We start from the raw sequence: 26,724 nt of genomic DNA on the forward strand, positions 1-26,724 counted from the left end.
CGTAGCTGCTCATCCCCGCCGGGCGGCGTGTTGAATCGATTGTGAATTGACGTGACCACGTCGGATGGGATTCGACGGAGGCGTGACCGAGCTTCCTGATTTATCCCTTCTGTCGCACGCTGAGAAAGACGCGCTGATCCGCGCTCTGTGGGATGCACTGCAAGTTTCGGAGCGGCGGAACGAGGAACTGACGGTCCGGCTTGCTGCTGCGGAACGCCGGATTGCAGAGTTGGAGGCGCGGCTGAACGAGCCGGCGAAGCGGCCGGATAATTCGAGCCTGCCGCCATCGCGCGGGCAGAAGCCAAACCGGCCTAAGAAATCTCCGCGCAAGGGGCCACGCAAAGGCAGTCTCGGCCGTGCGGGTGGCGGTCGCTTGCTTGCCGAGACCCCCGACCAGACGGTGATCGCGAAAGCCGGGCATTGCCAGCACTGCCGTGCCGGGCTGACTGATGCGGATCAGCGCCTCGCGCAGCGCTATGACAAGATCGATCTGCCGCCGATCAAGCCGGTCGTCACCCGCGTCGAACGCTATGCCGGCCATTGTCCGTGCTGTGGGGCGACCACGCTGGCCGCCGTCCCGGAAGGCATGGAAGCCGGTACCCCCTTCAGCCTCAACCTCGTGGCGCTCGCGATTTACCTGCGCGTTATCCATGCTGTCAGCTACCGGCGGCTGTCGCGCCTGTTCACCGAACTTTTCGCCCTGGCGATCAGTGAAGGCGCGCTGGATGCCGCATTCCGACGCGCCAAGCCGGGCTTCGATGCCGATGTCGGCGCCATCCTCGCTCGGCTGCGCCGCGCACGCGTCGTCTGTTCCGACGAAACCTCAGTGCGGATCAACGGCCGGACCCATTGGAACTGGGTCTTTCAGAACGACGACGTCGTCATCCATGTCATCCGGCCAAGCCGGGGCGCCAACGTCGTCGCGGAGATCATGGACGGCCATCGCCCCGCGATCTGGGTCTCCGATCTCTATGGCGCCCAGCGCAATCATGCCGATAACTGGCAGATTTGCCTCGCCCACCAACTCCGTGACTGCAAATTCGCGATCGAAGCCGGCGATGAGATCTTCGCACCCCGAATGAAGGCTCTCCTGCTCCGCGCCGTCGTGCTGGCACGGCGCCATCGCACCCTCGCGGATGCCACAAGGCGTGCCTGGCGGCGTCGCCTCGACCATGACCTCGACGCCGTCATGGCGCTCGCCCCGATCAACCGCCACGGCAGACGATTACGCCGACGATACGGCAAGGTTCGTGATCATCTGTTCACCTTTCTCGACCACCCCGAGGTCGCTGCCGACAACAACGGATCGGAACGCGAACTCCGGCCCACCGCGACATATCGCAAGGTCACCGGAGGATTCCGGTCCAACTGGGCCGCCGATTTCTTCGCCAACGTCCGATCCGTCGTCGGCACCGCCGCTCGGCACGGTGTTGATGCCTATACCGCCATCAAAAACGCCGTCACCGGAGCATCAATGCCGATCGAACTCCTGCCGGGTTGAGCAGATACGAATTTCCTACCCTTTTTCCTTCACGTGGATGTGCGAACCATCGTCATCCATTTGCCATCTGGTTCGGCTATGCGGAACCCATACCGCTGGTAAAGTCCATGGGCGTCCTCTGTTGTCAGGGTCCAATGCGAGACAGAAGCGAGATCGGGGTGCGCCAGGATAGCTTCAACCAGCATCTTCCCGAGGCCGGATCCACGCAAATCTGGGCGAACAAATACGTCGCCCAGATGGGCACGTAGGGCATAGTCAGTCAGCACTCGACCAAACCCAACCAGCCCGCCGTCGGCTGCGTAGATGCCAAAGCAGAGGCAGTTTGCCCAGCTCCGCTCAGTCAGAGCACGTGGGCGATCCAGTCCCCAATAGACACCGGCCAACGCCTCATGGACCACCTCCATATCAATACGCCCGCGATCATCACTGACGATGTAACCTTTTGGGAGATTAACCTCATAGATCATTGGCAAAATGGTCCCAAATTGGTTCTTGGAGTGAAACCGCCTCTGGGTCTGCGCATGAAAACCGAGGAAATATTTAATGCATCTCTGTATGATGGGGTATCTCCACTATCCTTGGAAATCGGCGGGTTGGACTTTGAGTGAGTCGATATCTGTGTCGGTGGTTTTGATACCCTTTTCGTAGTCGCCAGGATCGTTTCGGTAAACCAGACGGAGGCAGGCCATAGTGCTTGTGCGTCCTGTGAATTTGAGCGGGCAAGCCCAGATTGCCTGAGAAAGGCGCGCCTGAGGCGCAAACCTCTCCTGCCGTCTATAGCGCGAGGTGGCGGGACGTTGGCAACTTTGTTCGCAATCCGCCAAGCACGTCGGATGTATCAGCATCGGTGCCGGGCTGCGTCATGTTCGACACGCTTTGCCGATTCCGCGCGGCTGACTCCGCGCCGGTCGTGCGCCGCCTACCGACGGCGGGCTTGTTGTTCAACGGTGCAGAGTGTGTGGCTCGAGGCTCTTGCCACCCGGGAACACACGACCCTATGCAATTTGCGCGGGCTACATCCGCTGGTGGTGACCGGCACGATCAGCTTGGCCGGTGAGACGCTGGCCGCACGCAGGTGGAGCCGTTTCCGACCGGGCAGGACAACACCCGACAGTCTGCGCCCGATGGTGCCAGACTTTGGATGAAAGACGCGCCCAATCTGCACGCGGATATTTACCCCTTGCCAGCAATCGCCTAGTCCGCCGACATGGAACCACTCAACGAGCTGATCGCGCGCCATTACACCCGTGGCGACCTCGGCGCTGCATTGCTGGCCGCCCTGGGCGAGCGGGCCGCGTTGCCGCCCGCAGCGCTGATGGAGCTGTTAGGCGCGGTGGATGAGTTCCACGTCGGTGGGCGTGCAGCCACGATAGCGCTCGCGGAAGACTTGGCACTGCAGCCTGGCCAGAACGTGCTCGATATCGGTTGTGGCCTGGGCGGAACGGCGCGGCTTCTGGCGACGCGCCACGGCGTGCGTGTGACCGGTATTGATCTTACGGCCGAATATGTCGATGTCGGCAACAGCTTGAACGCCCGGCTCGGCCTGTCCGGGCAAATCGACCTGGTATGCGGCAGCGCATTAACGTTGCCCTTCGCCGCTCGCAGCTTCGATGCCGCGACCATGCTACATGTCGGCATGAACATCGCCGACAAGGTGGCGTTGTTCGTCCAGATCGCATCGATGCTCAAGCCCGGCGGGCAGATCGCCATTTACGACATCATGCGAACGGGCGGGGGCGCGTTGACCTTCCCGCTGCCCTGGGCCGGCGACGCTTCCCTATCGTTTGTCGCTGCGCCGCTGGATTATCGCCGCGCGCTCACAAAAGCCGGGTTCGTCGTACGCGGCCAAATCAACGAGCGCGAGCGCGCCTGCGCATTCTTCGCGGAAATGGCGGCGCGCGCTGGCCCAGCGCCTGCACTCGGGCTGGGGATGCTGATGGGAGCAGAGGCAGCACAAAAACTAGCGCATATCCGCACCCAGATCGAAGCTGGCTTGCTCGCGCCGATCCAAATCCTTGCAAACATACCTTGAAGCCACAGGCTTAGGCGAAAAAAATGCCAACCCCACAACAAAATAGACGCCACATTTTGGAAACGACCGTTCATGCATAGTACCACGCTGAGCACCCGGCACGCCTTGCTCGCATTGGCGGTGGTGGCCGTTTGGGGTACCAATTTCGTCATCATCCGGCTCGGGCTCGATCAATTTCCACCCTTTCTCCTCGCCGGTCTGCGCTTCAGCCTGGCCGCACTGCCCGGCGTATTTTTTCTGCCGCGGCCGGCGGTCGCGTGGCGCAATCTGGCGGCCTATGGTCTGGCTATTGGCGCCGGGCAATTCGGTCTCCTGTTCCTGGCGCTGGATGGGCATATCTCGCCGGGACTCGCCTCCCTGGTGATCCAAGTCCAGGTGTTTTTCACCATCTTCATTTCCATGGCCCGCATCGGCGAGCGGCTGCAGGGCTTCCAGATCATCGCCTGCCTGCTGGCGGTGGCGGGCATTGTCGTGATCGCGCTGCACGTCAACGGCCATACCACGCCGCTCGGCCTGGCTCTGGTCATGCTTGCCGCCGGTTGCTGGGCTTGTGGCAACATCATCGCGCGTGAAGGAGGCGCGCGTAATTTTCTTGCCTATGTTGTCTGGGCCAGCCTGTTTTCCGCGCCGCCTTTGCTCATCCTCTCGATGATCGTCGATGGCCCATCCGTCATTGTGCATGCCGTGCGCCATGCCACGGCGTGGGGCTGGGCGGCGGTGGTCTGGCAGGCGGTCGGCAATAGCTGGTTCGGCTATGCGAGTTGGGCGTTTCTGCTGGCTCGGTATCCCTCCGCCACGATCAGCCCGATCGCGTTGCTGGTGCCGGTTTTTGGTATGGCCGCCTCGGTCGTCTGGCTCGGTGAACCGATGCCGGCCTGGAAGATGGCGGCAACCGCCCTGGTCATCATAGGCCTTGGGGTCAGCGTGTTCTATCCCCGGTTACGCCGGTTCCGCCTTGCTTGACCTTGGGCAATGACCGCGGGCGGACAGTCCGGGATGACCCTGGAACAGCCGGGATGAGCGGGGCGCTCCCCAAGCGTCAGGCGCGCGGCATATACAAGACCGCCGATGCGTCTAAACTGCTGCTAGCAATATGGAGCCTTGCATGACCCGCGAATGCCCAGGGCCTGACCCATCACCACACGGACCCAAGAGCTTCAAGGTGCCGGCAAAGGCGGTCGATACCCACGCCCATGTCCTTGGGCCGCCGCCCTATATCGAGGGCCGCAGCTATACCGCCCCGCCGGCACCGCCGGCAGCATATTTGAACATGCTGGATGCCACAGGCATGGCGTATGGCGTGCTGGTGCAGGCCAGCGTTCACGGCGTGGACAATTCGCTGCTCCTGGAAACCCTCGCCGCGCATCCGGACCGGCTGCGCGGGATCGCGGTTGCGCCGCCGGAGCTGCCCGCGCGCGACTGGCAGCAGATGCATGATGCCGGTATCCGCGGCCTGCGGATCAACACACTCTATGGCGGCGGGTTCGGATTCGACGCGCTCGACCGGTTCGAGGCGATCTGTCTCGACCATAGCTGGCATCTTCAATTCCTGACCGACGCGCGCGCTCTCGCACCGCTGGCCACCCGAATATCTCGGCTAAAAGTGCCGGCGGTGATCGACCATATGGGCCATTTCCCGGCCGCCGATGGCATTGCATCACCTGCCGCGAAGCTCATGATCCAGCTGCTCAAGGATGGCGCCTGGAGCAAGCTCTCCGGCGCGTACCGGCTGGCCAGTCCGCCCTATGCCGAGACCATCCCGCTCGCCCAGGCACTCGTGGCGGCGGCTCCGGAGCGCTGCGTTTGGGGGTCCGACTGGCCGCATGTCGCGAACCATGATGCCATGCCCAATATCGGTGCGCTGCTCGACCTGCTGACGATGTGGGTGCCCGATGCAGTGCAGCGCGACGCGGTGCTCACGACCAATGCACATCGGCTGTATGGGTTCTAGCGACCAGAAACGAATGACCGCGACGAATGGGTCTTCAGCCGGAACACTTGTAAGCCCGACCGGCATTGTCCGATCGGCGCCGAGGTGACCGCGCGTGATCGATCGTCAACAGGGTTGATCCGGCCATGACGGGAACGGCCGCTTGCGGGAACGCTGATTTGGCCCGGGAACGGCGCGGTTGGGGCACCCGGATTCTGTCTGTACAAATCATTAGAATACCTCAATGATGCGCGCCGTGCACCTGACCGGTGCGCTCAAAAACGGAGGAAACCCATGTCAAATCACCTGAAATCCGCTTGTGACGCGGTGCTCGCCCGCGTGACCACAGGCACCCCGCGCGTGCCCGGCGTGGTCGCGATGGCGACGGATCGAAACGGCAACATATATGAAGGTGCCGCCGGGATGCGCAGCCTCGCCGACCACACGCCGATGACCACGGAGTCCGTGTTTGCGATCTTCTCGACCACCAAAGCGATCGCCGGGACCGCCGCACTGCAACTGGTCGAAGACGGCCGCCTCGACCTCGATGCGCCGGCGAAACACTATGTGCCGGCAATCGGCGAGCTCCAGATTCTCGAAGGCTTCGCCGATGATGGCACCCCGCGACTGCGTGCACCGAAGCAAGACATCACCACCCGCATGCTTCTGCTGCACACGGCGGGTCTGGGCTACGATTTCTTCAACGAATCCTACAATCGGATGGTACAGAGCGGCCAACTCGCGAGTATCGTGACAGGCAGCAAGGCATCGCTCAACGGACCTTTACTGTTTGAACCCGGCACACGCTGGGAATATGGCTGCAATATCGACTGGGTTGGCCAGGTGGTCGAGGCGATTAGCGGCAAGCGGTTGGGTGCCGTGATGCAGGAGCGAATTTTTGCACCGCTCGGCATGACAAGCACCTCGTTCGCATTGACCCCGGACATGCGGAATCGCCTCGCGCGCATCCACCAGCGCGGCGAAGATGGTTCCCTGACCGCGACCGATTTCGAACTGCCGCCCGATCCCGAAGTCCACATGGGTGGTCACGGGCTTTACGGCACGGTGGGCGACTATATGCGCTTCATCCGGATGTGGTTGAACGACGGCATGGGCGAACACGGCCGCGTACTGAAAGCCGAAACCGTCGCGATGGCGGCCCGCAACGGCTTGGGAGACATGAAAATCAAGAAGCTTCCCGGTGTGGTCGCAGCACTCACACACGACGCCGAATTCTTTCCTGGAATGCCAAAATCCTGGGGGCTTACGTTCATGATAAACGACCAGCCAGCACCCACCGGCCGCCCCGCCGGCGCGCTCGCCTGGGCGGGCCTTGCCAACTGCTACTATTGGATCGACCGCGCCAGTGGCGTGGGCGGTTATTGGGCAACCCAGATTTTCCCCTTCGCCGACCCAACCTCGGTCGGCGGCTATCTCGACTTCGAAACCGCGGTGTATGCGGCCAGCGCGGCGCGAGCCGCGGCCTGATCGCGGTACGACCGTACGAAAGCTGCACCAAGATATTTGGCAAGATTCGATGATTTTCACTGCCTACCGTGCCGATATGCCGAGGCGATAAAGGTGTGCTCCACTATCGGCACTCGCTCTGATAGTGGAGATGGCCGACACATAGATCACCCTGAAGGTCGGCATGACGAAAGTAGCCTATTCGTGCGTTTTTCCATCCGAAAATCAAGGATTTGTCGGGAAACCTCAAAAGTGTCTGATAACCTGCGGTACCAGCGAGCGCCGATCGTGCCCGTGCTGTACTGCTGACGGTCGCGGGCTGGACGAGCGGCCGGATCGCTGAGGCGTTCGGGGTGCGGGAAGACACGGTCCGGCTCTGGCGCAGCGATTTCATGAAAGATGGCGTTGGCGCGCTAAAGGCCACTGTTGCTCCCGGCCCTGTCCCCGAGAAGAGCGAAGCGGCACTAGGCGTGGCTCTTCCGCTGCTGGCTGAACCCGTCGCCGACCGGCGCAACTGGACGATTCCCCGTCTGCGTGCGGAGATCCAAGCGCGCGAGGGGGTGAGCATCAGTCGCTCGCAGTTGTCCAAGGCTTTGCGAAAAAAAAGTTCCGTTGGCGGCGTCCCCGGCACACGCTGAAGGGACGCCAAGTGGCAGATGATATCGAACGGGTCGGTCTTCGTCTGCAACTTCTCAAACAGCAAGCCGCAGCCGGCGACATCGTATTGCTCTACGGCGATGAAAGCGAGGCTCTGACCCATCCATACCTGGCTCGCGTCTGGGCAAAGTCGGGGGCGGACCTGCGCATTCCCGCGCCAGTACAGGCGAAGAAGATCGCGATGCTGGGTTCTCTGGATCACCGGACTCGCCAACTCATCGTGCATACCAGCAGAACCAAGCGCAGTAGCGACTTCATCGCCCATCTCGAACAACTTGATCGGCTCTACGGTCCTACGCCGGGACAGCCCACCAAGCCGGTCGTGCTCATCGAGGATAATGGCCCAATCCACACCAGCAAACTCTCGCAGGCAGCACTCGCCGCACGCGCTCATTGGCTCACCGTCGAGTGGCTTCCCAGATACGCGCCAGAGCTAAACGACATCGAACTCGTCTGGCGCGATCTCAAGGCGCATCACCTCGCCCACCGGACCTTTGTCAATGCCGACGCCCTTGACCAACCCATCCATGATGCCGTCGGAGACCTCAATTTAGAACGCAAACCCGTTCCGTTGGCCGATCAACGACTCTCTGCTTAACGACCGCGTTTCAGAAAAAGAAACGCTAGAAAAAGCAAGATTGCGCCGAAGACCATCTGTTGCGCACCTTCGGAAATATTCAACGCCACCAGCACTGCCTCGAGGAGGACAACGGTTAGCGCGCCAGCGATGCTGCCAACGTAACCACCTTCGCCGCCCGCAAGCCGCGTTCCGCCGATAATGACCGCTGCAATCGGCGGCAAGAGGTAATCCGTCCCCATCCCCAGATATGCCTGCGACGAATACCCGCTCAATAGAAGGCCAACAAAAGCCGACCCCAACGCGCTGGACATGAATACTATCGCGTGGATTCGTCCAACCGGCACACCGGAAAGAAGTGCCGCAGTTGGTCGGTTGCCAATCGCGTATATTGAGCGGCCAAAGGGAAGAACGCGCAACGCAAGAATTGCAAAGCCACCAAAGATCATCCAGACGATGAAGGCCATCGGCATAAAGCCCACATTGCCAAGGGCAAGAAACTGTGCAGCGGCAGGCACGTGTGTCGTCGGCGCCACCGCATTGATATAGACAAGTGCAATGCCCTGGAGCAGGAGGTTAACGCTTAGAGTCCAGATCAGAGAATGTACACGTAACACGAAGACGCCAATAGTGTTAACAAGGCCGACTGTAACACCGACCGCGATCACCACTAAAAAGGCAATCCACTGGTTGCCCCCCATCGCTGCAAGATTCGTGCTGAGGATGGCCGAAAGAGTGATTGTCCATGGAACCGAGAGGTCGATCTGACCGATGAGAACGGCAAACGTCTCGCCAATCGCGATCAGGCCGATAAAGGTGGCTTGGACAAGCTGTAGTCTGATCGTGCTCCAAGCCAGGAACTCCCGGTTCACTCCAACAGCACAGCCGTAGACGAGGAGCACAATCAGGTAAGCGAGGAGTACTCGGTTTGTGGAAGATGACCTCCCGCCGATTAAAGACATAGGCCGCACCCGTCCGCCCGGCCTAGATGTCAGCAAGGTCACGAGCGCAATACCGCAAGCCAGCTGCCGCTGCGCAGAAGGCGAAGCCCACCCAGCCCCAGAACCACCATAAGAATTAACCCCTCGATGAAACTTTGCCAGAACGAGGAAACATTGAATGCTCCGAGCGCGTTCAGAATGATTGAAAGCAGGAAGCTACCAAGTACTGGACCGATAACCGTTCCGCGCCCGCCTGTCAGCGCAACGCCACCGAGTACCGCAGCTGCCAGGGAGTTAAGCGTGTAGATGCTTCCAATTGTAGGGTCGCCCGAAGTCGTTTCAGCTGCGAGAAACAAGGCGGCGATCGAGGCAAACAAACCGCTCAGCATATAACTCACAAGTTCGACGCGCCGAACCGGCAGTCCAGAGAGGCGGCCACTCTCCGAATTGTCACCTACAGCAACGATGAAACCGCCAAGGCGTGATTTAAAAATTGGAACCCACACAAGCAGAATGGCTGAAACGAGCAAAATAAGAGAAAAGGGCAAAATTCCCATATTGCCTGTCAATGCCGTCGCAAAGCTGGCGGGAATCGAACCGCCCGGTCGCGGCAGGATGATCAAAGCAGCTCCACCAAAGACAAAAGACGTACAGAATGTCCCAATTAGAGGTTCTACACGCCCATAGGCGACCACAATGCCGTTCAGCAATCCCATCACCAAGCCAATCGTCATCGACAGCAGGACGATTGTGGTGATGCTAACCACACCGTTGTGCATCGTCGTTGCCGCAAAGCAATTGACCAGCGTGATTTGTGCGCCGATCGAAAGATCGAGCCCCCCTCCCAACAGGACGACTGTCTGGCCGATAGCAGCGAGAGCCAGCGGCACAGACACGTTCGCCAGACTAGTGAGCCCGAATGGCGAGAGAATTAATGGCTGTCGGATCGCGTATAGAGCCATGACCACCGCAAGCCCGATTGTGCATGACACAGGCCCAATATGCTTTTCTATCCGCCTTGGCCGGCCGCTTGCACCACGCCGCAAAGAATCATGCTGCGTCATGCACGGCCTCTTTAAACGAAAGATCAAGGATATTCTGTTCGACGATCTCCGGCCCATCTAGCGTCCCGGACACGCGACCATCTCGAAAAACAAGCACCCGATTGCAAAGTTGGGCGAATTCTGAGAGGTCTGTCGAATAAAAAAGAATAGCACTGCCGCTAGCGGCTAGTTCGCGGATAACAGCGAAAAGCTCGGCACGAGCACCGGCATCCACACCCCGAGTGGGATCGCAGAACATGTACACTGGTGCTTTGCGTGCAAGCCATTTAGCAACGACGACTTTCTGCTGGTTGCCTCCGCTCAGGCTGCCAAGCGACACAGCCGAACTCGTACACTTAATACTAAGGCGACGGATGTAGCCGTCAACAAGATCAGCCTCAGCACGTCGGTTAATTATGAGTGCACTGCGCAGGCTCTCAAGTACGGTAATTGCAATATTTTCGGATATGCTAAGATTAAGGAAACCGCCAAGAGTCTTACGATCATCCGGGATCAGCGCAATGCCAGCAGAAATCGACTCTCGAGGATGGCGCGGAAGTAAATGGTCGCCACCGACAGTAATTTTCCCATGCAGACCCTTGCGGAACAGACCAAAGATGGCAAACAGAAGTTCCTTCTGGCCTTGCCCTTCAAGCCCTGTGAAACCGAGAATTTCGCCCCGTCGAAGCTTAAAATCGATATCCGCGAAATGCGGCACGAGTGTGAGGTCGTCTACTTGGAGTACTGTCGCCTCGGCATCACCAGTAAATGCTTCAGCCGATCTCGTAGACAGTTCTTTGCGCCAAGTTTCGCCCAGCATCAGGGCTAGAGCTTCGTCTCTGTTGAAAGTTCCTGGCCGAAATTCACCCGCTTTCTCTCCGCTACGTAATATCGTGACCCTATCAGCAATGCGTTCAATCTCACTGAATCTATGTGAAATGAAGACGATTGACGCTCCACGCTTGCGCAGTCGATCGATCACCGAGAGAAGGTGTTCCACCTCGGTAATCGACAACGCAGAAGTTGGCTCGTCAAGTATCAGGACTGACGGGTCCGTCGACAGCGCCTTAGCGATCTCGACGAGTTGTGCCTGAGCGAGTGGCAGGTCGCCAACGGTCGAAGACGTATCGATATCCGTAGCACCGAGGGAATCCAGCAGGTCACGCGCACGTTTGCGCATCGCCACTTTGTCGATCCAAAACCGCCCGCGGCGAGGTTCCTGACCAATCATGATATTTTCGGTGACGCCGAGACTCGGAAACAGCGAGAGTTCCTGATGGACAATCGCTATACCCGCTGACAGTGCCGCACGCGGATTAGGAATGAGAACGGCTCCGCCATTGACGCTTATTGCCCCTTCGTCCGGCTGCTCAATGCCTGCGAGTAGCTTCATTAGTGTGCTCTTGCCAGCACCGTTGGCGCCAAGCAGTGCGTGGACCTCCCCTGGGTAAAGGGTGAGATCCACGTTACGCAGAGCGATGACGCCACCGAAACGCTTCGAGAGCCCAGAAGCGACAAGCGATGGCGCGTTCATCGATCGACCGGTCGGCCTCTCACCGACTTCACTCGTAGCCGAAACGGCATTTGTCGGACCAATACCATGTGACGCTCCGCATGATCAGCTGCCGTGAACTACGGCAGCAACCGGGATATGCACATCGCACTGCGGAATGTTGATGTCCGTGACAAAGCTGTTCGATAGTTTTGGAAAGTAATTGACACCCGCCTTCATTTCTTTAGTCGTCACCGGACTAAGTGGAATGTTCGCGTTGCTCGGCAAGCTTTGCCCATCCAGCGCCGCGATAGCGGCACGAATAGCGGCTGCCGCGAGGGCTGGGGACTGACCGATCACCAACGCCGGGATATGGTGTTCCACAGCGAGCTTCATGAAACCGTTGTCAGACTCCCCCGTCATCGGCACCAACTTCGCATTGACTTGCAGAAACGCCTGCAAAGCGCCAGTCGCTCCTTCAGTGCCCCAGACACCTGCGATGTTGTGATTCGTCGAAAGCGCATCGGCTGTGACCTTCTGGTTCACGCCAACGTCCCAATTCCCATAAACCTGTTTGACCGAAATTCCAGGAGACTTCTTAAACACGGTCATCGCACCGTCGCCCTGATCATTATCGACAGTCGTCCCTGCAAGGCCGTGAACCAACAGGATCTTGCCCTTCCCACCGGTCTTACGGGCGAGGAACTTGGCCCACATGCGGCCCATCGCGGCCTGATCCTCATTGATATTGATCGCCTTCGACGTGGTGACAGTATTGTCGAACGCAACTACAACGATTCCATGATTAACAGCTTCGTTGATCACGCTATTAAGTCCAGAAGGAGAGGCGGCATCGACTACGATGGCATCGTAGCCACCCAAGATCATTTGACGAATCTGGGCTACCTGCTGTGCAACATTGTTGCCAGCATTCTGGACCTCGAATTTTGAGACGTATTTTGCAACTCCAGGCTGCTTAACATAGGCGCGAGCTATATTTAGCATCTCCGTACGCCAGTTGTTTCCATAATAGGAGTTGCTGAAAGCAATTTTATACGGTCCTGGTTTTGCCTTGAACTTCACCATCGGTGTATTCGCAGTTTGTGGCACGAAACAAGCTGCGAGACTCTTTGGTTCGACAAGGTTGTTTGCCACTGCGGTGCTTGTAACTGCCAGTATTGCCGCAGCAGTCATTGCAGAAAATATTGTCTTATTCATCGCTTTCGTTCTCCCTTTTATGTCTATTAAAACTATAGTTCTTGTTCCAGCAATCCCTCTGGTTTCCTACCTATCGGAGTGATATTGCAGATGTAGCCTCCGGAACTTTGCTGGTGATGAAATGTGTTGAACCAGGGGATTCATGTATCACGGCAAGAAAGTGGCCTGTCAGCGGTTGGAGTATCCGGATCCACGATCTCGAACAAAAATGCCAGTTCCATTCGCGCCGCTGCGTCCGCGAGTGAACGTGTCGCTCCGCTTACTACTCAGGCCAGCTCGCCCAAGGCCATACGATCCTGCAGGCGAATTGATACCATTGCGACAATCTTTCGGCCTAATGCCGACCGGGTCGCCGATTGCGATACGTCGCACTTTCATCCATCTGCTCTCGATCGCTAAAAGGTAGCGCTACCATGACCTGCAGGCCTGCAGGTGTCAATATCGGCTATCCGGGGCTTACCTCCCGATCATGGCCAATCGTCGAACTGTCCGACAAGGTGGGGACCGAAGATGTGCCGAGCGGACGCAAAATCAGGGATTTACAATTAGAATGGCCTATTTTTATAAGATTTACAATTAGAGTATCTGTAGGTCTCGAGTGTCACGATTTTGGTTATGGGAAAACGTTCGTAATATGTGTGCCAGAGACCGACGAATACCTATACTCAACAAATTTTCAATAACGGAAGCCGCTATTTCTGCCCTTTCTGCTACGAGCGTCGTAACCGTTCACGCCTCCAGGGTCAGGTTCTGACCTGGGCAGGGACGGTGGACAGCAGAGTGTTCGCGCGGCCAGCGGTGATCTGGGCGCTGCCATAGGCCCATGGATCAGTGCGGTGCTTGCGGCAAGTGTCAATGACGCTGAGCGCGGCGGCATAGAGCCGGCTTCCTTCAACGGATCGCGTGTCGAAGCTGATGCGCCTGAAGATCACGGCGTTGCGGTGCGCGCGTTCGGCATCATCGTTGTTGGTGGGCGGCACATCCGGATCGCCAACGAAGGTGATCACCGCGTCCCAGTCATTGAGGATTTCGCCGGCCAGCCGGGGCAACTTGGTATCGACCTCATGGCGGTTGCATTGACAGCTCCATTTGATGCCCGCCATCAGGCGCATGATAGCGGCGAGCATCAGGCCGACCAGGCAACGCTCGCTCATCTGCAGGTTACGCCGTCGCCCCTCAACGTGCGAGCACAGTCCGCTCGCAGGGCGTGCGATAGTCTCGTGACCGCAGTCGCAGCATATCGCCAGATAGCAATGGTTTGTAGCGGCGACATGAAGGTTCATATCGCCGCAAGTGAGTTAAAACCTCAGATGGGCGCTGATGTGGCAGCTATGCACCATAGTGGAAACAAAAACTGTATTGCATTCGTCGCACGCCTTCGGTGCGTCCACGACTTCACCGCTGATCATAATCGGGAACCGGCGCGAGAACCCAATCGTTCCGGGTCGTTTCCCATCCTGCTTGGGTCCAGGCTCACCGCCGGAAGTGTTGCCGCCCGGTGTGGGACGACCCCCGCCGACGTCATCGTTCCGGTCAGAGCGATCAGAACTTCGCTCGCTCTTTGTGTCACGCCGGTCGGATTATTGCTGGAAGGTGGGGGGCATTGCAGCGGAGACCATGTACCGGTTTCTTGTGCGACGGCCGGGTGTGCGGATTTCGCTGCTGACGCTGCTCAATCATGAAGTGTTGGCGGCCGCTAGGGAACATCGAGTCGATCTCTGGCTTGGCCTGGCGCCGGCCTCTCATGGTGGTGTGCGCGTGGAGAGGCTGTGCCAGTCCGATCTGGTTTGCATCATGCCGCCTGACGACCAGCTGACGATGGTCGATCGGGTCACGATCCCGGCGCTCGCACCGTTTCGCTGATTTCGCTCGATCGGCATCAACCGATTGATGGCTTGATCGACGCCGCGTTCCGGGTTGCGGGGCATCACCAGACGACCGCCGTCGAGGTCACCCAGTCGGCCAGTGCTCCCGCACTGCTTCGATTGGGTGCTACCGTTGCGCTGATCAACGGCTTCAGCGTTGCCACGACAGGGATGGCGGGATGGGTGCTCCGGCCGTTCGTGCCGCTCGCTGCCATTATCGGGCAGACGCTACTGCCGCTCGACCGGCGGGCATCCCGTCCAATTGAGGCGGTCACTGAGGTTCTACACGTTACGGTGAGCGACGCCGGTCGCGGGCGGGTCGGCTGGACGACCGACGATAGTTGGTCAGGATGACTGAGTGGAAACCATTGAACGAATCATGCAGTTTTTCTATCATAATGGCAGAGAAATTGCTCATCGAGATTAAAAATTGCGTTTTTTGCGCAAGCGAGGAAATTGGTACATGACGGCAGAGCCGGTTCGTTGCGGCGCCCACGGGATGTGGAGGCGGCGAGGCGTCGATTGGGTGGGAGGATTGAGCGATCGATGAGACGGATGCTGATCGTCGCGGATGACCTTTCCGGTGCGGCTGATTGCGCCATCGCCTGCACGGCGGCCGGCCTCGATGCGCTGGTCGTGCTGGGGGGGGCCTCCGGTGATGGGGCGGATGTGCTCGCCGTCGATGCGGATACGCGCCGGCTGGCCCCTGCGGCGGCAGCCAGGCGGACGTTCGAGGCGTTTCGTGACCATGTCGGTGCGGTAACGCCAATTCTGTTCAAGAAGCTCGATTCCAGCCTGCGCGGCAACATCGCCGCCGAACTGCGCGCGGGGCTGGAATTCGCCGGCTCGCGGGGCGCTGGCCGGGCGCTTGCCATCGTTGCGCCGGCATTTCCAGCACTGGGCCGCACGACGCGTGGCGGCCAGCAGCGGATCAGAGGGGTGCCGGTGGAGGCGACCGAATTGTGGCGCCGGGAGGGGATTGCCGGCACGGCTCATGTTCCGACCATGATCGAGCGCGCCGGTATGCGGACCCGGCATGTCGACCTCCCGACCGTGCGGGACGGCGATGCGCTGCGGGATGCCCTGCACGGCGCCTGTACCGATCATGATGCCGTGGTCTGCGATGCCGAGACAGAGGCGGACCTGGCTGCGATCGCGACGGCTGGGGTCACGCTGGGCCCCCATACGCTCTGGGCAGGTGCTGCGGGCCTTGCCAGGCACCTGGCAGCAGGAATGACGCCGCGACCATCAACCGACGGCACGGCCGGTATCGATCGCTGGGCGATCGGGCCGGTCAAGCGACCGATCCTGTTCGTGGTCGGCAGCCTTTCCAGCGTTTCTCGGCGCCAGGTCGAGATGCTAGCGGCGGAAGGTGAATGCCGGCTGGTGACAGTTGCCCCACGGGTTCTGCGCATGGGCGCGTCTGCGCCAGGATGGGCTGAGGCGCGGGACCGGATCGGACGGCAGAACATGGCGGGCGTCGACCTGATCGTCATGCTCGGCCTGGAAGATCGGATCGACCTCGCCGAGGGGCTGGCGCTTTGCTCGGGGTTAGCGCAGCTCGTCGCCCCATTTGCCGACCAGTTCGGCGCGGTCGTTTCGACCGGCGGCGAGACGGCACGGGCCGTGATGGAGGCGCTTGGCGCCGGTGCGTTGAGACTGATTGGCGAGGTGGAGGCAGGCGTGCCGCTCGCGACGATCGAACAGCCGTCCGGCCCGTGGCATCGGCTGCCGATCATCACCAAGGCCGGAGCGTTCGGCCAACCCGATACGTTACTACGCTGCCGGGCGGCCTTGCGCGCCCCGGCGGCGTTTGCGGCGTCAGTTTCGACAGGAGGATCACAGGAATGACCATCGAACGGACCGATCGCCCGATCATCGCGATCACCATGGGTGACGCTGCTGGTGTCGGGCCGGAAATCATCATGAAAAGTCTCGGCCACGCCGATCTGTACGCGCGATGCCTGCCTGTGGTGGTGGGTGACGCGGGTCGGCTAGAGGCGGCGGGGCGAATCCTCGGTGCCAGACTGGCAATCAATCGGCTGACGGCGGCAACGGTCGACCAGGCGCTCGGGGTCGCCGGAACGGTCGACTGCATCGATCTGGCGGTCATTCCTGCGGACCTGCCGTTCGGCGCCCTGTCGCCGATTGCCGGGGACGGCGCATTCCAGTTCATCCGGGTGGCGACGAAACTTGCTGAACAGGGCAAGATCCAGGCGATCTGCACGGCACCGCTCAACAAGGAGGCACTACATGCCGCGGGACACAAATTCCCCGGTCATACGGAATTGCTAGCCAGCCTGACCGGCACCGAAGAAGTGTCGATGATGCTCACCACCCCAAACCTGCGGGTGATACACGTGACGACGCATATCGGCCTGATCGACGCGATCCGGAAAATCGAGCCGGGTCTGGTCGAGCGGACGATCGCGCGCAGCTATGCCGTGCTGGAGACGGCTGGTCTGGCACGCCGCAAGATCGGCGTCTGCGGCATCAATCCGCATGCCGGCGAGCATGGCTTGTTCGGGCATGGCGAGGAAGAGGACAAGATCGCGCCGGCAATCGCGGCGTGCCGGGCACGAGGCTGGGATGTCGAAGGGCCGCTGCCGGCGGACACGCTGTTCTTTCGCGCTGGCCGGGGCGATTTCGACATGGTGGTTGCCATGTATCATGATCAGGGGCACGGCCCGGTCAAGGTGATGGGGCTGGAAGCCGGCGTCAACATTACGGTGGGTCTGCCCGTCATCCGCACCTCAGTCGACCATGGTACAGCTTTCGATATCGCCGGGACGGGAGTTGCCGACGAACGCAGTCTGCTGGAGGCGATGCGTCAGGCGATCGATTTGGCGCCGCCGAGACGGTCGGCTTGAAGGAGGCGCGGGCCCGGCGGCAGCGCATCCTCGATCTGACCGCGGCGGGTATGATCGAGGTTGAACGGCTCAGTAGGACGCTGGGCGTTTCGCCGTCGACGATCCGACGCGATCTTGCCCGGTTGTCGGCGGACGGCTGCATTCTACGTACCTATGGCGGGGCCGCGCCGGCGCGGCCCCGCAGCGAGGACTCGCTGATCGAACGGACGGCAATCAATCAGGCGGAGAAGCGCGCGATCGCGCGCCGCGCCGCTTCGCTGGTGGGCGCGGGCGATACCGTCATCCTCGACGCGGGCACGACGGTCGGAGCCCTGGCGCAGGCGCTGGCGGGACGGTCGGCCCTGCGGGTGATCACCAACGGGCTGACCAGCATCATGGCGCTATCAGCGTCGCCCGGGATCGAACTGATCGTGCTGGGCGGTCGGCTGAGGCACATCAGCCTTGGCATGATCGGGCCGGTTGCCGAGCGTGCGCTCGCGCGCATGACCGCGGCAAGCGCCTTTCTCGGCGCGGACGGCGTGGTGGCGGGCCGCGGCATTTGCGAGGCTTCCGACGAGCAGGCGGCGCTGAAAGACATGATGATCGCACAGGCCGCGGAGATTTACGTGCTCGCGGACGCCGACAAGCTCGGTCACACCGCCTCGACGGCGTGGACGCCGCTCCTGCGCCCCTGGACGCTGATCACCGACAGGCGGGCGACCGCTCCACAGCTTGAGGCGTTTCGTCAGATGGACGGCGTAACCGTCATGATTGCGGACTGAGATCGCCGGATGGGAGTCAGGCATGCAGGTCAACTTCAGGCGGTCGGGGCGGTGGCGGACGATGCCGGTGGCGCGGCAAAACCCTCCGTGCGGCGATCGAGATCGACCCGGAGGGACTTAGCCCTGCAAAAAACTCGAGAAGACTTGTCGGAGGAGGATGAAATTTGATCCCGAACAGCACCGGACTAATCCGCGTTGGGCTTGTCGGCTATGGATTTGCCGGCAAGACCTTCCATGCGCCGCTCGTTCAAGCGGTTGACGGCCTATCGCTGATCGCCGTCGCTTCGAGCGACGCCGTAAAGGTTCATGCCAGTCTTCCCGCAGTGACCGTCCGTGATAATCTTGAGTCGATGATCGCAGATGACGACATCGATCTCGTGATCGTGGCCACGCCGAACGAAACACATGCGCCACTGTCGCGCATGGCTCTGGAGGCAGGCAAGCATGTCGTCGTTGACAAACCCTTTGCACTCGATCTGAATGAGGCACGCGATCTGCTGCATCTCGCCGATCAGGTAAACCGCAACCTCTGGGTCTTTCACAACCGCCGCTGGGACAGCGATTATCTGACCGTCAAGGCGGCTCTCGAAGAGGGTATCGTTGGAAGAGTGGTCCACTTCGAATCCAAGATCGATCGTTTCAGGCCCGCGGTCCGCGACCGCTGGCGCGAGCGTGCCCAGCGAGGTGGCGGCATCTGGTTCGATCTCGGCCCACATCTGATCGATCAGGTTCTCCAGATTTTCGGGCTTCCTGACAGCGTGAACGCTAGCCTCGCTAGCCAGCGGGATGGGGCGCTCATCGATGACTGGGCTCACGTCATACTCACTTATGGCGAACGCCGCGTCGTGCTGCAGGGGGCGATGCTGGTTGCAGGCGGCTCCGCCCGTTTCGTCGTCCACGGCAGCGGCGGCAGCCTCGTCAAACTCAAGGCCGACCAGCAGGAGCCCCAACTTCTCACCGGAATGCGACCGGGTGAGCATGGCTGGGGGTCGGACCCTGACGCCCTCGCTGTCTACGGCCCCGACGGAGAGAGGTCGATTCCAGCCACCCCGGGCGACCAACGCCGTTTCTATGAGCTTGTCGCTGAGGCGTTGCGGGGCAACCGCGCCGGCCCGGTCCGGCCGATCGAGGCGCTTGCCGTAATGGCGGTCATCGAGGCAGGCATGATTTCCGCCAGCAATGGTGTCACCGTCCCACTTTCTCTCACCGATGATGAGTGTGCGGCATGGGGCTGAGCGAACTCCCCTGGTCCATTCCCGACCTCATAGAGGGCATCGCGTTGAAAGTACGCTAAACAGCTCTATGGAAGCACAGAACCAGAACATGGCCTGCAACCGAGCATCCACAGAATGGCACGGCTGTTCAACGCTTTGATATAGCGACGAGTGAGAGTAGGTGTTGGATGCCGGCGAGCGCTGCGCGGTATCGGTCTTGCTTCATGGTGCCGGTCTTGCTGACCATCAGGATATTGAAGCCGAAGCTGCGTAAGCGGGCGAAGATGCCCGGGTTGGTTCGGATGCGCGACCGGTCTTCGCCCATGGTGACATCCCTTGTGTAATGCGAGGTGTTTTCGATTTTCCAATGCGCGCGGATGGCCACGCCGGCCCGAGCGGCGGTGATCGGGCGGTTCGCGATGTAGAAGGCGGTTTCCGTTGTGGAGTGGAGCAGCCCGGTTGCGGGGCTGCGTGTCACGACCGAGCGCTCCACTTGTATGATCGCGGCGACGTGGGGATGCCAATCGGTGTCGGCGAGTGCGTCGGCCGGATCGAAGACAGTGACGGCACGGGTTTCATCGCGATTGCGGCCATGATTGCGGCTTTGGGCGCGATCGTGCGACGTGGCCGTCGCGGCCAGGTGTTCAATTGCGGCTTTCAGGGTCGGCTGATTGTCTTTGACCTGAACGATCAGGCCGATTTTGGCGTCCTGGGCGACCTCGAAGAGTTTTTTTGACAGTGCAGCGCATCAAGGGTGACGATGGCGTCCTCAGCGATACCGAGCTCGGCAAGCAGTGCCTGAGCTGCCGGGATCTCATTGGATTTCGCATCGATATCGAGGTGCGCCAGCACGAGTTTGGTGTCGGTGGCGAAGGCGCTGAGCACGTGAGCGGCGGTTCGATCGTGGAACTTGTCGAAGCTGCCGCGCAAAGTCTTGCCGTCCAACGCGATGCTGGCAGCACCGGGCTTGGCGTTGGCCTCGTGCAGAAGTGCTGCATGCCGACGAAAGACCGCCTCCACCCCGATCGGATCGAGCCCCTGGAGGATGTAGCGGATCGAGGTATGCGACGGTGCGCGGCGCCATTTCAAACCAAAGCTGCGGTTGAGGGTGCGGCGATGGGTGTCGATGAATGTGACGATGCCGCGATAGGAATCGCTGCCGCTCACGATCGCGAGGATCGAAAACAAAAGCACGTGGGGCAACTTGTAGAGTTTGCCCTCCGCGCGACGTGGATCAGGGACATCAGCCAGGATGTCGAGCAACGGGGTGAACGTGGCCATGGTAACCTCCGAATCGGTTACCTCCCCACGAATCCCAGATCGATCCCGGCGGGAAATCGCAAAATGCTCGACGCCTCAATTTCCGACGTCCTGTTGCATATCGGACTCAGTGAACCATCAGTTCAGAGGGTTGAACAGCCCTGCACAGAATGGCAAGGGTATTTTAGGGATGATTTGGAATAAAGAGGCATATTTTGTGGACGGAGGTCTGTCCATTTTTCCACCAAAAATGTGCGTCCACAGAAGGGTCGTTTCAGAGTCGGAGCCATCAACTTTCTGAATTTTAGAAACTTTCGGGTTGGCGTTGTTTAGCGTACTTTCAACGCCATGCCTTCTTTACCCATTGCCAACCCCACCCTCGAATCCGTTGGGGAATTTGCACTATTGAAACGCGCAACGATACACGATACCAAGATAAATGATCATCGGGTTTCGACATAAAGGGCTCGAAGAATTCTATCGCACTGAGTCGCTCCGAGGAATCCAGCCAGCCCACACCGCGAAGTTGGCACGAATTCTGGCTGCCCTTGATGCCGCCGCAACGGCCGAGGAACTAAACCTGCCTGCGTTTCGGCTGCACCTCCTCAAGGGGTCGTTGAGTGGCTACTGGTCAATTTGGGTCAACGGAAACTGGCGAGTGATCTTTCGGTTCACCGGACCCAATATCGAGTTAGTCGACTATCTGGACTATCATTAAAGGAGCCCTTTCCATGATGAAGAACCCGCCGCACCCCGGCGAAATGTTGAAAGAGGATGTGCTTGCGCCACTGGGCATTCCTGTGAAGGAGGCGGCCGAACGGCTGGGAATGTCGCGGGTCGCGTTCTCTCGCGTTCTGAACGGTCGGGCTGGCATCAGCCCTGATCTGGCGATCAGGTTGGAGCAGGCCGGGGTGAGCACGGCTCGGTTCTGGGTAACATTGCAGGCAAATTATGATCTTGCGCTGGCGATGCAACACGTCCAACCCCCGGTCAGAACCTTGCAGAATATCAACACCCACGGACAAGCCTGATCACATGATCGGCGCCAATTCGTATCTCAAAAATTCGCCGGGACCTTACATCGACCTGCAGGAGCCCCTAGATCAATCCAGGCGCACCTAATGATTGCCGCCCCGTCCCGCCCGCGCTACCAGGCCTACGCCATGACTTCGCCGCGACTTCCCACCGCTTTCCATAATTAGAGATTCTGCGTTTCTGATTTGCAGAGCGCGCTAAGTCGGCACCGTCTGTGACTTTGTACAAATCGTCGGGCAACCCGATAGAGCATGATCGCTTCAGACCCTGAGACACATGCGCGACAGTGACGTCCCCGGCGCGATTTTACACTTCGCTACGTCCCATAAACCTAAAAGCGAAGGAATGATCGGCATTGCTTTTACAGGTTGTGATTATTATGTAACGATTGTCTGGATTTTTTTACACTTCCGACGAAAAGCAGCGGCGCGCAATAAGGAAGTATCTGTTTTTACAAAAAAAAATATCTTGGCATGATTTTTGCTTAAATTCATGATAGGTACCTGATTAGTCGTGATCTGCAGTGCCTAAAAGAACTTAGCAAACATCTCACAGCGGGGTCACAATGCGTATTTCCTTAAAAACGGCTTTACTGACAGGCGCCTTTATCAGCCTTGCCATGACTGGCAGCGCTTTCGCCGGCGCCGTCTTCACTAGCGGCAACATCTCATACTTCGGTTCACCGTCCACCATCTTGACCGGCACCACCATCATTCCGGCAGTGACTGGCACATCAAGCCTGGGCAGCGACGGCTCTGTGACTATCTCAACCACTTCCCCTGGCGCCATCGTTTCGGGCAGCTTAGCCAACACCTATGCCGCGCCGATCACCGATGCGGCCGGAACCCCCTATGCCGGGAATTATTTCTCGACCGGGCTGACATCGCCGACGATCTCGACCACTAATCCGTCTGTGTCTTCAGGCGACACCGGCGTGATCGACTTCAATTTCACCAAAACCCAACATTATCTCGGCCTGCTCTGGGGGTCGGTCGACGGTGTGCCGGGCGCCGAAAACGTGCTGTCCTTCTATAATGGGACCACCTTGGTAGGATCACTCACTGGCTCCGAGATCTCATCTGCGGCAAATGTCCCTTCCAGCGGTGTCCAAACCTATGGCGGTTCAGCCTACATTAACGCCGACATCGCCAGCGGATTCAACCAGGTTGTGGCTGGTAGCCAGAAGGTCTCCTTCGAGTTCGCGGCCGTGACGGCCTCATCCACGACGGTCCCGGTTCCTGAACCCGGCTCGCTCGTGTTGCTCGGTACCAGCCTGATCGGCCTTGGTATCGTGCTGCGCAGCCGCCGCCGAGCCTGATCTAGTTTCCCGGGCATCTGTCGGGAGTAATTCCGGCAGATGCCTCGTGGCAACTAGTTCTGCGCACATAGGGTCAAATTCTCCATCAGCTCGGCGCGGTGGTGCTCACCGCACTACGGCGAACGCTGTGCGGAATAGGTGTTCCTCTAAGGTCGAGGGTCCGAATGTCGTTGGCCGGGGCGTGCTGCCGCATTAGCTGCCCTGAATCGATCGATTCAGGGCAGCTAATGCGATTTCTTGGCACAGGTCTTCTCGCTCTTGGTTTCGTGATCCGCAAGCGCCAGAAACGCGCATGATCTGAATCTGACTAAAGCCGCCTGATTGGGGTAGTCGCCACTCGACCATTGCGCACTACCCCAATTGTCTGATCCGGTCAGAAATGGTCCCGCTCAGAATCCGTGACCAATAAAACTTCCTGCCCCTAACGATCAAAGCCTAATTTTTGGTCAGTTAATTTTACCATGCCCGTAAACGGTCGATTCCGGTCAGTGCGATGGCAAATTCAGGTGATCGGTCCGCAGGGGTCTCGTCAGTTTGGGCACAAAGCAGGCACTTCGCCCGATTTTGTGACAAATTGCGATTTCGCCCATGGGCGATATGCAGAAGGTTAACCAATCGTGAATGCGGGAAGTCTACCACTCATTCCTCGTTTTCGAGGCAACAGCGGATGATTTTTGACCCCCCTTGCGTCAATGGTCTCAACCGATCCCTGGCCTTGATGTCGGTTTCGCTGCTGACGGTACAAATGCGGCGCCGGCCCGATTGAGGGCCGCCGTCTGGGTGTCAGTGATGGATTGCCATCCGTCGTCGTTTCGCGCGATCACCCGCGCAAGGTCCTGGCCGTACTCGGCCAGCGCCGCCGCGGCTTCCCGCTCCTGCGCCCTTTGGCGGTAATGCCGGGCGGGATCGTCACCGGCACCTACCATCGTCTCAACCTCGTACTGGAATTTCAGCCAGCGTTCCGTCGATTTCGATTTTCGAGACCGGCGCTCGTCATTCTCCTGTTCTGCCTTGATCAAATCCATCAGTTCGACGGCGAGCGATTTGCGTTTCTGCTCCGACATATCGACGGCCGCGCGGTTCCACAGGTCAGCAGCCGTGATCGGCGTGGTATCGCCGATTGCCCGGCTGAGCCGTTCCGCCTCGAGTAATCCCCCTTCGCCGATCATCGTCCAGGCCGCGTCGGTGTGGCGGCTTTCCGCGACATACGCCTTGAAGGCGGTCAGGTTGGCCGTTCCGCGGGGCAGGGCGTTGATGTGTTCGGTCGATGTGATCCCCTGCGCGCTGTCGATGGTCATCGCATGCCCAAAACCGAGCATGATCCGACCGGTTTTCTCTTCACGAAGCACATCCTGGCGCACCGTTGCCGTCCGTCCGTCTGACCTTCGCAGGGTTATCGTCTGTTGGGTCACCCCGATCACGTCGAGGATATCCCCGTTATTGCCAAGATATCCGTGCGTGGCGTCATTGAATTGGGACCAGGTTTTACGGAACAGTCGGACCCGGTCCCCCTGGGCGACCGGCAGGTCGTATTGCTCACCGCGTTGATCGATGGCCTTGAGGATCGTGTCCGGGCCGGTGATCTCCCCGCGCGATCTCAGTTTGTCCCGGACCGCGTGACTGATCGCCGCGGCGTCGTCATTGGTCGGCACCGAGATCGTGATGCCGCGTTTATCACCCCGCGCCCGCAGGATATTCCTCCGCTGCAGGTAGAAATCCGCGATCCGGTCCGCCACCTGATCGAGGTCGCCGCCGATCAGGTGGGCGGTGCCGTCCTCGCGTTTCATTTTGAGCGCCGACGCCGCATCGGCGTTGCGAAACCGGCCTGCGATATCCCGCCCGCGACCGGTGCGCTGGCGCACCGTGACCCCAATGAAAGGCTTCGCCTCTGGCGGTAGAATGTAATCGAGCAGGCGCATCGTATCGCCCGCCTCGATCGCCTGCACCTGATTGGGGTCGCCGAGGGCCTTGATCACCATACCGGTGCGCGCCTGGAGGTCGAGGAGTTTCAGGAACTGGCGCGGCGCGATCTGGCTGACCTCATCGACGATCAGCACCGTCCGATCGTTCAAGGCGAGTTCGCCCCGCTCGACCATCCGGAGGAACCGCGTCAGCGCATAGGTGCCGTCGGTGCCGGCGCGCTTCATCGTGCTGATGGATTCCCGCGTCGTGGGCCGCCCGGCCGGGTCAATCTTCCCGAAGACTTCGTGCTCCTCCGTTCCGATCCCGGTATCCTTCAGCGCGTCAGCCTGCCGCCAGGCGGTCGCGATGCCGATCACCTGGCGGCCATCGGCCTTGTAGGCCGCCACCAACGGGGTCAGGAGCGTCGTCTTGCCCGCGCCCGCCACACCGGTCAGGACGGTGAGATCACTGCCGGTGCCGAGGGCGTAGATTGCCGCGAGCTGCTGCTGACCGTGTATGGGTTCGGCCTCGAAATCCAGTCCGGACGCGGTGATGGCATCGCGGATCGCGCTGGCGCTCAAGGCACCGGCGGTCGAGCGGGTGGCTTGCAGCGCCTGAGCCATCATCGCATTTTCGATCCGGACCTGCTCACTGTTGGTAATCCGCAGCTTGCCGTCGGACTCCGCGACGTGGAGGTGAGCGTGCTGCCCACGCAATGTAATGCCCCGCGATTCCACGAGCTCTGTGACGATATCGATGTCCCCCGGGGTTTTCAGCCCGGTCGCGATCAGCCCGCGGGCGGCGAAGGTGCGCAGGAGATCGACATCGACCACGGCTGCGGTCCGAAATTCCTTCGCCAGGCGCGCCGCCGCGAAATCGTAGGCCATGTCGTAGCGCTGCTTGTCGCTCCACATCGGCACTGGGACCAGGCGATCGACCACGCTTTCATGGGTCCATCCGATGGCCTCGGCGCGCGCGCGCCAGGCTTCCTCATCCCGGGCCTCATCCTCGCCGAGTTTCCGCACGCGGGCCGTCAGGCCGGTCTTGGCGAGGATGCCCTTCTTTTGCTGGAGGTCCATCGTATCCCAGGCAAGGCCGAGTTTGCGGGCGCGTGTCTTGGCCTCGCGCTCGATCTGGCGGTGGCGCTTGGAGAACTCGGTGACCGCCGCCTTGTCGACCTTGCTGATGATCGCCGCCTCCTGCTTGGCGTCGTATTCGATCTCAATGTTGAACCGGCGTCCGTACTCCGCCAGATACGCCTGATAGACGGCACCGATCTCGTGGACCTTGGCGCGCAGCCGCTTGGTATGGCCTGTGCGGCTGAGTGGAACAGAAAACCGGCATAAGACTACTCAAAAGTCCCATGCGGAAGTAGGGTTCCTGAGCGGCCTGAGGCCGCCATTCATAACGGTGTCGGGCAGCGAGAAGTCGTATCGCCCGAGGAAGTTGAGATGGCGCCAGATCAGCGGGGATAGGTGGGCGATGTCGTTGCTGCTGGCGTCCATGCCGTCCGACCCAACCTGGCGGATGGCCTCCTGCATATAGATGGCGTTCCAATGCACGACGGCATTGAGAGCGAGGCCAAGGGCGCCGAGTTGCTCCTCCTGTCCCTGCTGGAGCGGACTCCTGATTTCACCGCGT

General features: G+C 60.0%; 26 protein-coding genes and 2 pseudogenes. 17 read left to right on the top strand and 11 right to left on the bottom strand.

From position 1 onward, the window contains the following. The first annotated feature begins 64 nt into the window (after positions 1–64). Positions 65–1,501: an IS66 family transposase gene (gene tnpC / locus BW994_RS16385; RefSeq protein ID WP_029311979.1), complete on the top strand. Its 1,437-nt coding sequence runs from the start codon at positions 65–67 to the stop codon at positions 1,499–1,501. A gap of 29 nt (positions 1,502–1,530) precedes the next feature. Here tnpC and BW994_RS16390 read toward each other — a convergent pair whose 3' ends face one another. Continuing rightward, positions 1,531–1,968, bottom strand: a complete 438-nt coding sequence (locus tag BW994_RS16390; protein ID WP_029311978.1) for a GNAT family N-acetyltransferase — start codon at positions 1,966–1,968, stop codon at positions 1,531–1,533. Positions 1,969–2,708: 740 nt separating this feature from the next. Here BW994_RS16390 and BW994_RS16395 point away from each other — a divergent pair. From BW994_RS16395 to BW994_RS16420, 6 genes and pseudogenes are all read left to right on the top strand, one after another. Beyond that, a complete protein-coding gene (locus tag BW994_RS16395) occupies positions 2,709–3,533 on the top strand; it encodes a class I SAM-dependent methyltransferase (protein ID WP_029311977.1) in 825 nt (274 codons plus the stop codon). A gap of 72 nt (positions 3,534–3,605) precedes the next feature. Continuing rightward, on the top strand, positions 3,606–4,496 hold the full coding sequence (locus tag BW994_RS16400) for an EamA family transporter (protein WP_029311976.1): 891 nt from the start codon (positions 3,606–3,608) through the stop codon (positions 4,494–4,496). A 142-nt stretch (positions 4,497–4,638) separates the two neighbouring features. Next, entirely contained in the window at positions 4,639–5,484 is an 846-nt protein-coding gene (locus BW994_RS16405) for an amidohydrolase family protein (protein WP_035228930.1), read from the top strand. A 273-nt stretch (positions 5,485–5,757) separates the two neighbouring features. Further along, positions 5,758–6,951, top strand: a complete 1,194-nt coding sequence (locus tag BW994_RS16410; protein WP_029311974.1) for a methyl acetate hydrolase AcmB — start codon at positions 5,758–5,760, stop codon at positions 6,949–6,951. Between the two features lie 272 nt (positions 6,952–7,223). After that, positions 7,224–7,568: pseudogene (locus BW994_RS20025) on the top strand (helix-turn-helix domain-containing protein); the annotation flags it as partial. An 11-nt stretch (positions 7,569–7,579) separates the two neighbouring features. Further along, positions 7,580–8,185, top strand: coding sequence for a transposase (locus BW994_RS16420; RefSeq protein WP_029311973.1), 606 nt, complete (start codon positions 7,580–7,582; stop codon positions 8,183–8,185). On the opposite strand, the gene BW994_RS16425 is transcribed toward BW994_RS16420, so the two are convergent. The 5 genes from BW994_RS16425 to BW994_RS16445 form a co-directional block, all read right to left on the bottom strand. Further along, on the bottom strand, positions 8,182–9,036 hold the full coding sequence (locus BW994_RS16425; RefSeq protein WP_245594127.1) for an ABC transporter permease: 855 nt from the start codon (positions 9,034–9,036) through the stop codon (positions 8,182–8,184). The genes BW994_RS16420 and BW994_RS16425 overlap by 4 nt on opposite strands. 128 nt (positions 9,037–9,164) lie before the next feature. Then, complete coding sequence (locus BW994_RS16430; RefSeq protein WP_029311971.1) at positions 9,165–10,169, bottom strand: ABC transporter permease; 1,005 nt, start codon at positions 10,167–10,169, stop codon at positions 9,165–9,167. Then, positions 10,156–11,682, bottom strand: coding sequence for a sugar ABC transporter ATP-binding protein (locus BW994_RS16435; protein ID WP_029311970.1), 1,527 nt, complete (start codon positions 11,680–11,682; stop codon positions 10,156–10,158). Before BW994_RS16435 ends, BW994_RS16430 begins: the two co-directional genes overlap by 14 nt. Before the next feature lie 84 nt (positions 11,683–11,766). Continuing rightward, entirely contained in the window at positions 11,767–12,858 is a 1,092-nt protein-coding gene (locus tag BW994_RS16440) for a substrate-binding domain-containing protein (RefSeq protein ID WP_029311969.1), read from the bottom strand. A gap of 743 nt (positions 12,859–13,601) precedes the next feature. Next, entirely contained in the window at positions 13,602–14,012 is a 411-nt protein-coding gene (locus BW994_RS16445; RefSeq protein ID WP_029311968.1) for an IS66 family transposase, read from the bottom strand. A 463-nt stretch (positions 14,013–14,475) separates the two neighbouring features. On the opposite strand from BW994_RS16445, the gene BW994_RS19740 reads away from it, so the two are divergent. The 6 genes from BW994_RS19740 to BW994_RS16475 all read left to right on the top strand — a co-directional run bounded on the left by BW994_RS19740 (position 14,476) and on the right by BW994_RS16475 (position 19,589). Continuing rightward, on the top strand, positions 14,476–14,721 hold the full coding sequence (locus tag BW994_RS19740; protein ID WP_029311967.1) for a LysR substrate-binding domain-containing protein: 246 nt from the start codon (positions 14,476–14,478) through the stop codon (positions 14,719–14,721). Between the two features lie 32 nt (positions 14,722–14,753). Continuing rightward, on the top strand, positions 14,754–15,077 hold the full coding sequence (locus BW994_RS16455) for a type 2 periplasmic-binding domain-containing protein (RefSeq protein WP_029311966.1): 324 nt from the start codon (positions 14,754–14,756) through the stop codon (positions 15,075–15,077). Positions 15,078–15,269: 192 nt separating this feature from the next. Further along, complete coding sequence (locus BW994_RS16460; protein WP_081849089.1) at positions 15,270–16,574, top strand: four-carbon acid sugar kinase family protein; 1,305 nt, start codon at positions 15,270–15,272, stop codon at positions 16,572–16,574. After that, positions 16,571–17,593, top strand: a complete 1,023-nt coding sequence (pdxA, locus tag BW994_RS16465; protein ID WP_029311964.1) for a 4-hydroxythreonine-4-phosphate dehydrogenase PdxA — start codon at positions 16,571–16,573, stop codon at positions 17,591–17,593. The genes BW994_RS16460 and pdxA overlap by 4 nt, the downstream gene beginning before the upstream one ends. Beyond that, entirely contained in the window at positions 17,590–18,354 is a 765-nt protein-coding gene (locus BW994_RS16470) for a DeoR/GlpR family DNA-binding transcription regulator (protein ID WP_029311963.1), read from the top strand. Before pdxA ends, BW994_RS16470 begins: the two co-directional genes overlap by 4 nt. 164 nt (positions 18,355–18,518) lie before the next feature. Then, the gene (locus BW994_RS16475; protein WP_245594126.1) at positions 18,519–19,589 is read left to right on the top strand and encodes an oxidoreductase; all 1,071 of its coding nucleotides are present in this window, start codon (positions 18,519–18,521) and stop codon (positions 19,587–19,589) included. 127 nt (positions 19,590–19,716) lie between these two features. On the opposite strand, the gene BW994_RS20475 is transcribed toward BW994_RS16475, so the two are convergent. Further along, on the bottom strand, positions 19,717–20,307 hold the full coding sequence (locus BW994_RS20475; protein WP_139334163.1) for an ISAs1 family transposase: 591 nt from the start codon (positions 20,305–20,307) through the stop codon (positions 19,717–19,719). After that, positions 20,259–20,849, bottom strand: coding sequence for an ISAs1 family transposase (locus BW994_RS20480; RefSeq protein ID WP_029311959.1), 591 nt, complete (start codon positions 20,847–20,849; stop codon positions 20,259–20,261). Before BW994_RS20480 ends, BW994_RS20475 begins: the two co-directional genes overlap by 49 nt. A gap of 418 nt (positions 20,850–21,267) precedes the next feature. Here BW994_RS20480 and BW994_RS16495 point away from each other — a divergent pair, with 418 nt between their 5' ends. The 4 genes from BW994_RS16495 (at position 21,268) to BW994_RS16505 (ending at position 23,181) form a co-directional block, all read left to right on the top strand. Next, positions 21,268–21,546: a type II toxin-antitoxin system RelE/ParE family toxin gene (locus BW994_RS16495; RefSeq protein WP_029311958.1), complete on the top strand. Its 279-nt coding sequence runs from the start codon at positions 21,268–21,270 to the stop codon at positions 21,544–21,546. Positions 21,547–21,559: 13 nt separating this feature from the next. Next, on the top strand, positions 21,560–21,859 hold the full coding sequence (locus BW994_RS16500; RefSeq protein ID WP_035228927.1) for a HigA family addiction module antitoxin: 300 nt from the start codon (positions 21,560–21,562) through the stop codon (positions 21,857–21,859). A gap of 280 nt (positions 21,860–22,139) precedes the next feature. Next, positions 22,140–22,340, top strand: a complete 201-nt coding sequence (locus BW994_RS19360; RefSeq protein ID WP_139334164.1) for a hypothetical protein — start codon at positions 22,140–22,142, stop codon at positions 22,338–22,340. 88 nt (positions 22,341–22,428) lie between these two features. Further along, positions 22,429–23,181, top strand: coding sequence for a PEP-CTERM sorting domain-containing protein (locus BW994_RS16505; protein WP_081849088.1), 753 nt, complete (start codon positions 22,429–22,431; stop codon positions 23,179–23,181). Between the two features lie 698 nt (positions 23,182–23,879). On the opposite strand, the gene BW994_RS16510 is transcribed toward BW994_RS16505, so the two are convergent. From BW994_RS16510 to BW994_RS16520, 3 genes and pseudogenes are all read right to left on the bottom strand, one after another. Continuing rightward, positions 23,880–25,997, bottom strand: a complete 2,118-nt coding sequence (locus tag BW994_RS16510; protein ID WP_051657672.1) for an ATP-dependent DNA helicase — start codon at positions 25,995–25,997, stop codon at positions 23,880–23,882. 108 nt (positions 25,998–26,105) lie between these two features. Next, positions 26,106–26,381: pseudogene (locus BW994_RS20560) on the bottom strand (relaxase domain-containing protein); the annotation flags it as partial. Positions 26,382–26,435: 54 nt separating this feature from the next. Further along, the coding region (locus tag BW994_RS16520) for a Tn3 family transposase (protein ID WP_139334165.1) at positions 26,436–26,724 on the bottom strand (289 nt) is incomplete at its 5' end.

This window comes from Acidiphilium rubrum, from assembly GCF_900156265.1.
In the GTDB taxonomy this organism is placed as follows: Bacteria; Pseudomonadota; Alphaproteobacteria; order Acetobacterales; family Acetobacteraceae; genus Acidiphilium; species Acidiphilium rubrum.

Excerpts from the sequence above, each read along its gene's own strand:
- BW994_RS16390 (WP_029311978.1), bottom strand. The coding sequence starts at position 1,968 with ATGATCTATGAGGTTAATCTCCCAAAAGGTTACATCGTCAGTGATGAT.
- tnpC (WP_029311979.1), top strand. The coding sequence starts at position 65 with ATGGGATTCGACGGAGGCGTGACCGAGCTTCCTGATTTATCCCTTCTG.
- BW994_RS16440 (WP_029311969.1), bottom strand. The coding sequence starts at position 12,858 with ATGAATAAGACAATATTTTCTGCAATGACTGCTGCGGCAATACTGGCA.
- BW994_RS16430 (WP_029311971.1), bottom strand. The coding sequence starts at position 10,169 with ATGACGCAGCATGATTCTTTGCGGCGTGGTGCAAGCGGCCGGCCAAGG.
- pdxA (WP_029311964.1), top strand. The coding sequence starts at position 16,571 with ATGACCATCGAACGGACCGATCGCCCGATCATCGCGATCACCATGGGT.
- BW994_RS16495 (WP_029311958.1), top strand. The coding sequence starts at position 21,268 with ATGATCATCGGGTTTCGACATAAAGGGCTCGAAGAATTCTATCGCACT.
- BW994_RS16405 (WP_035228930.1), top strand. The coding sequence starts at position 4,639 with ATGACCCGCGAATGCCCAGGGCCTGACCCATCACCACACGGACCCAAG.
- BW994_RS16435 (WP_029311970.1), bottom strand. The coding sequence starts at position 11,682 with ATGAACGCGCCATCGCTTGTCGCTTCTGGGCTCTCGAAGCGTTTCGGT.
- BW994_RS16395 (WP_029311977.1), top strand. The coding sequence starts at position 2,709 with ATGGAACCACTCAACGAGCTGATCGCGCGCCATTACACCCGTGGCGAC.
- BW994_RS16460 (WP_081849089.1), top strand. The coding sequence starts at position 15,270 with ATGAGACGGATGCTGATCGTCGCGGATGACCTTTCCGGTGCGGCTGAT.
- BW994_RS16400 (WP_029311976.1), top strand. The coding sequence starts at position 3,606 with ATGCATAGTACCACGCTGAGCACCCGGCACGCCTTGCTCGCATTGGCG.
- BW994_RS19740 (WP_029311967.1), top strand. The coding sequence starts at position 14,476 with ATGTACCGGTTTCTTGTGCGACGGCCGGGTGTGCGGATTTCGCTGCTG.
- BW994_RS16445 (WP_029311968.1), bottom strand. The coding sequence starts at position 14,012 with ATGAGCGAGCGTTGCCTGGTCGGCCTGATGCTCGCCGCTATCATGCGC.
- BW994_RS16505 (WP_081849088.1), top strand. The coding sequence starts at position 22,429 with ATGCGTATTTCCTTAAAAACGGCTTTACTGACAGGCGCCTTTATCAGC.
- BW994_RS19360 (WP_139334164.1), top strand. The coding sequence starts at position 22,140 with ATGCGCGACAGTGACGTCCCCGGCGCGATTTTACACTTCGCTACGTCC.
- BW994_RS20480 (WP_029311959.1), bottom strand. The coding sequence starts at position 20,849 with ATGGCCACGTTCACCCCGTTGCTCGACATCCTGGCTGATGTCCCTGAT.
- BW994_RS16510 (WP_051657672.1), bottom strand. The coding sequence starts at position 25,997 with ATGTGGAGCGACAAGCAGCGCTACGACATGGCCTACGATTTCGCGGCG.
- BW994_RS16500 (WP_035228927.1), top strand. The coding sequence starts at position 21,560 with ATGATGAAGAACCCGCCGCACCCCGGCGAAATGTTGAAAGAGGATGTG.
- BW994_RS16410 (WP_029311974.1), top strand. The coding sequence starts at position 5,758 with ATGTCAAATCACCTGAAATCCGCTTGTGACGCGGTGCTCGCCCGCGTG.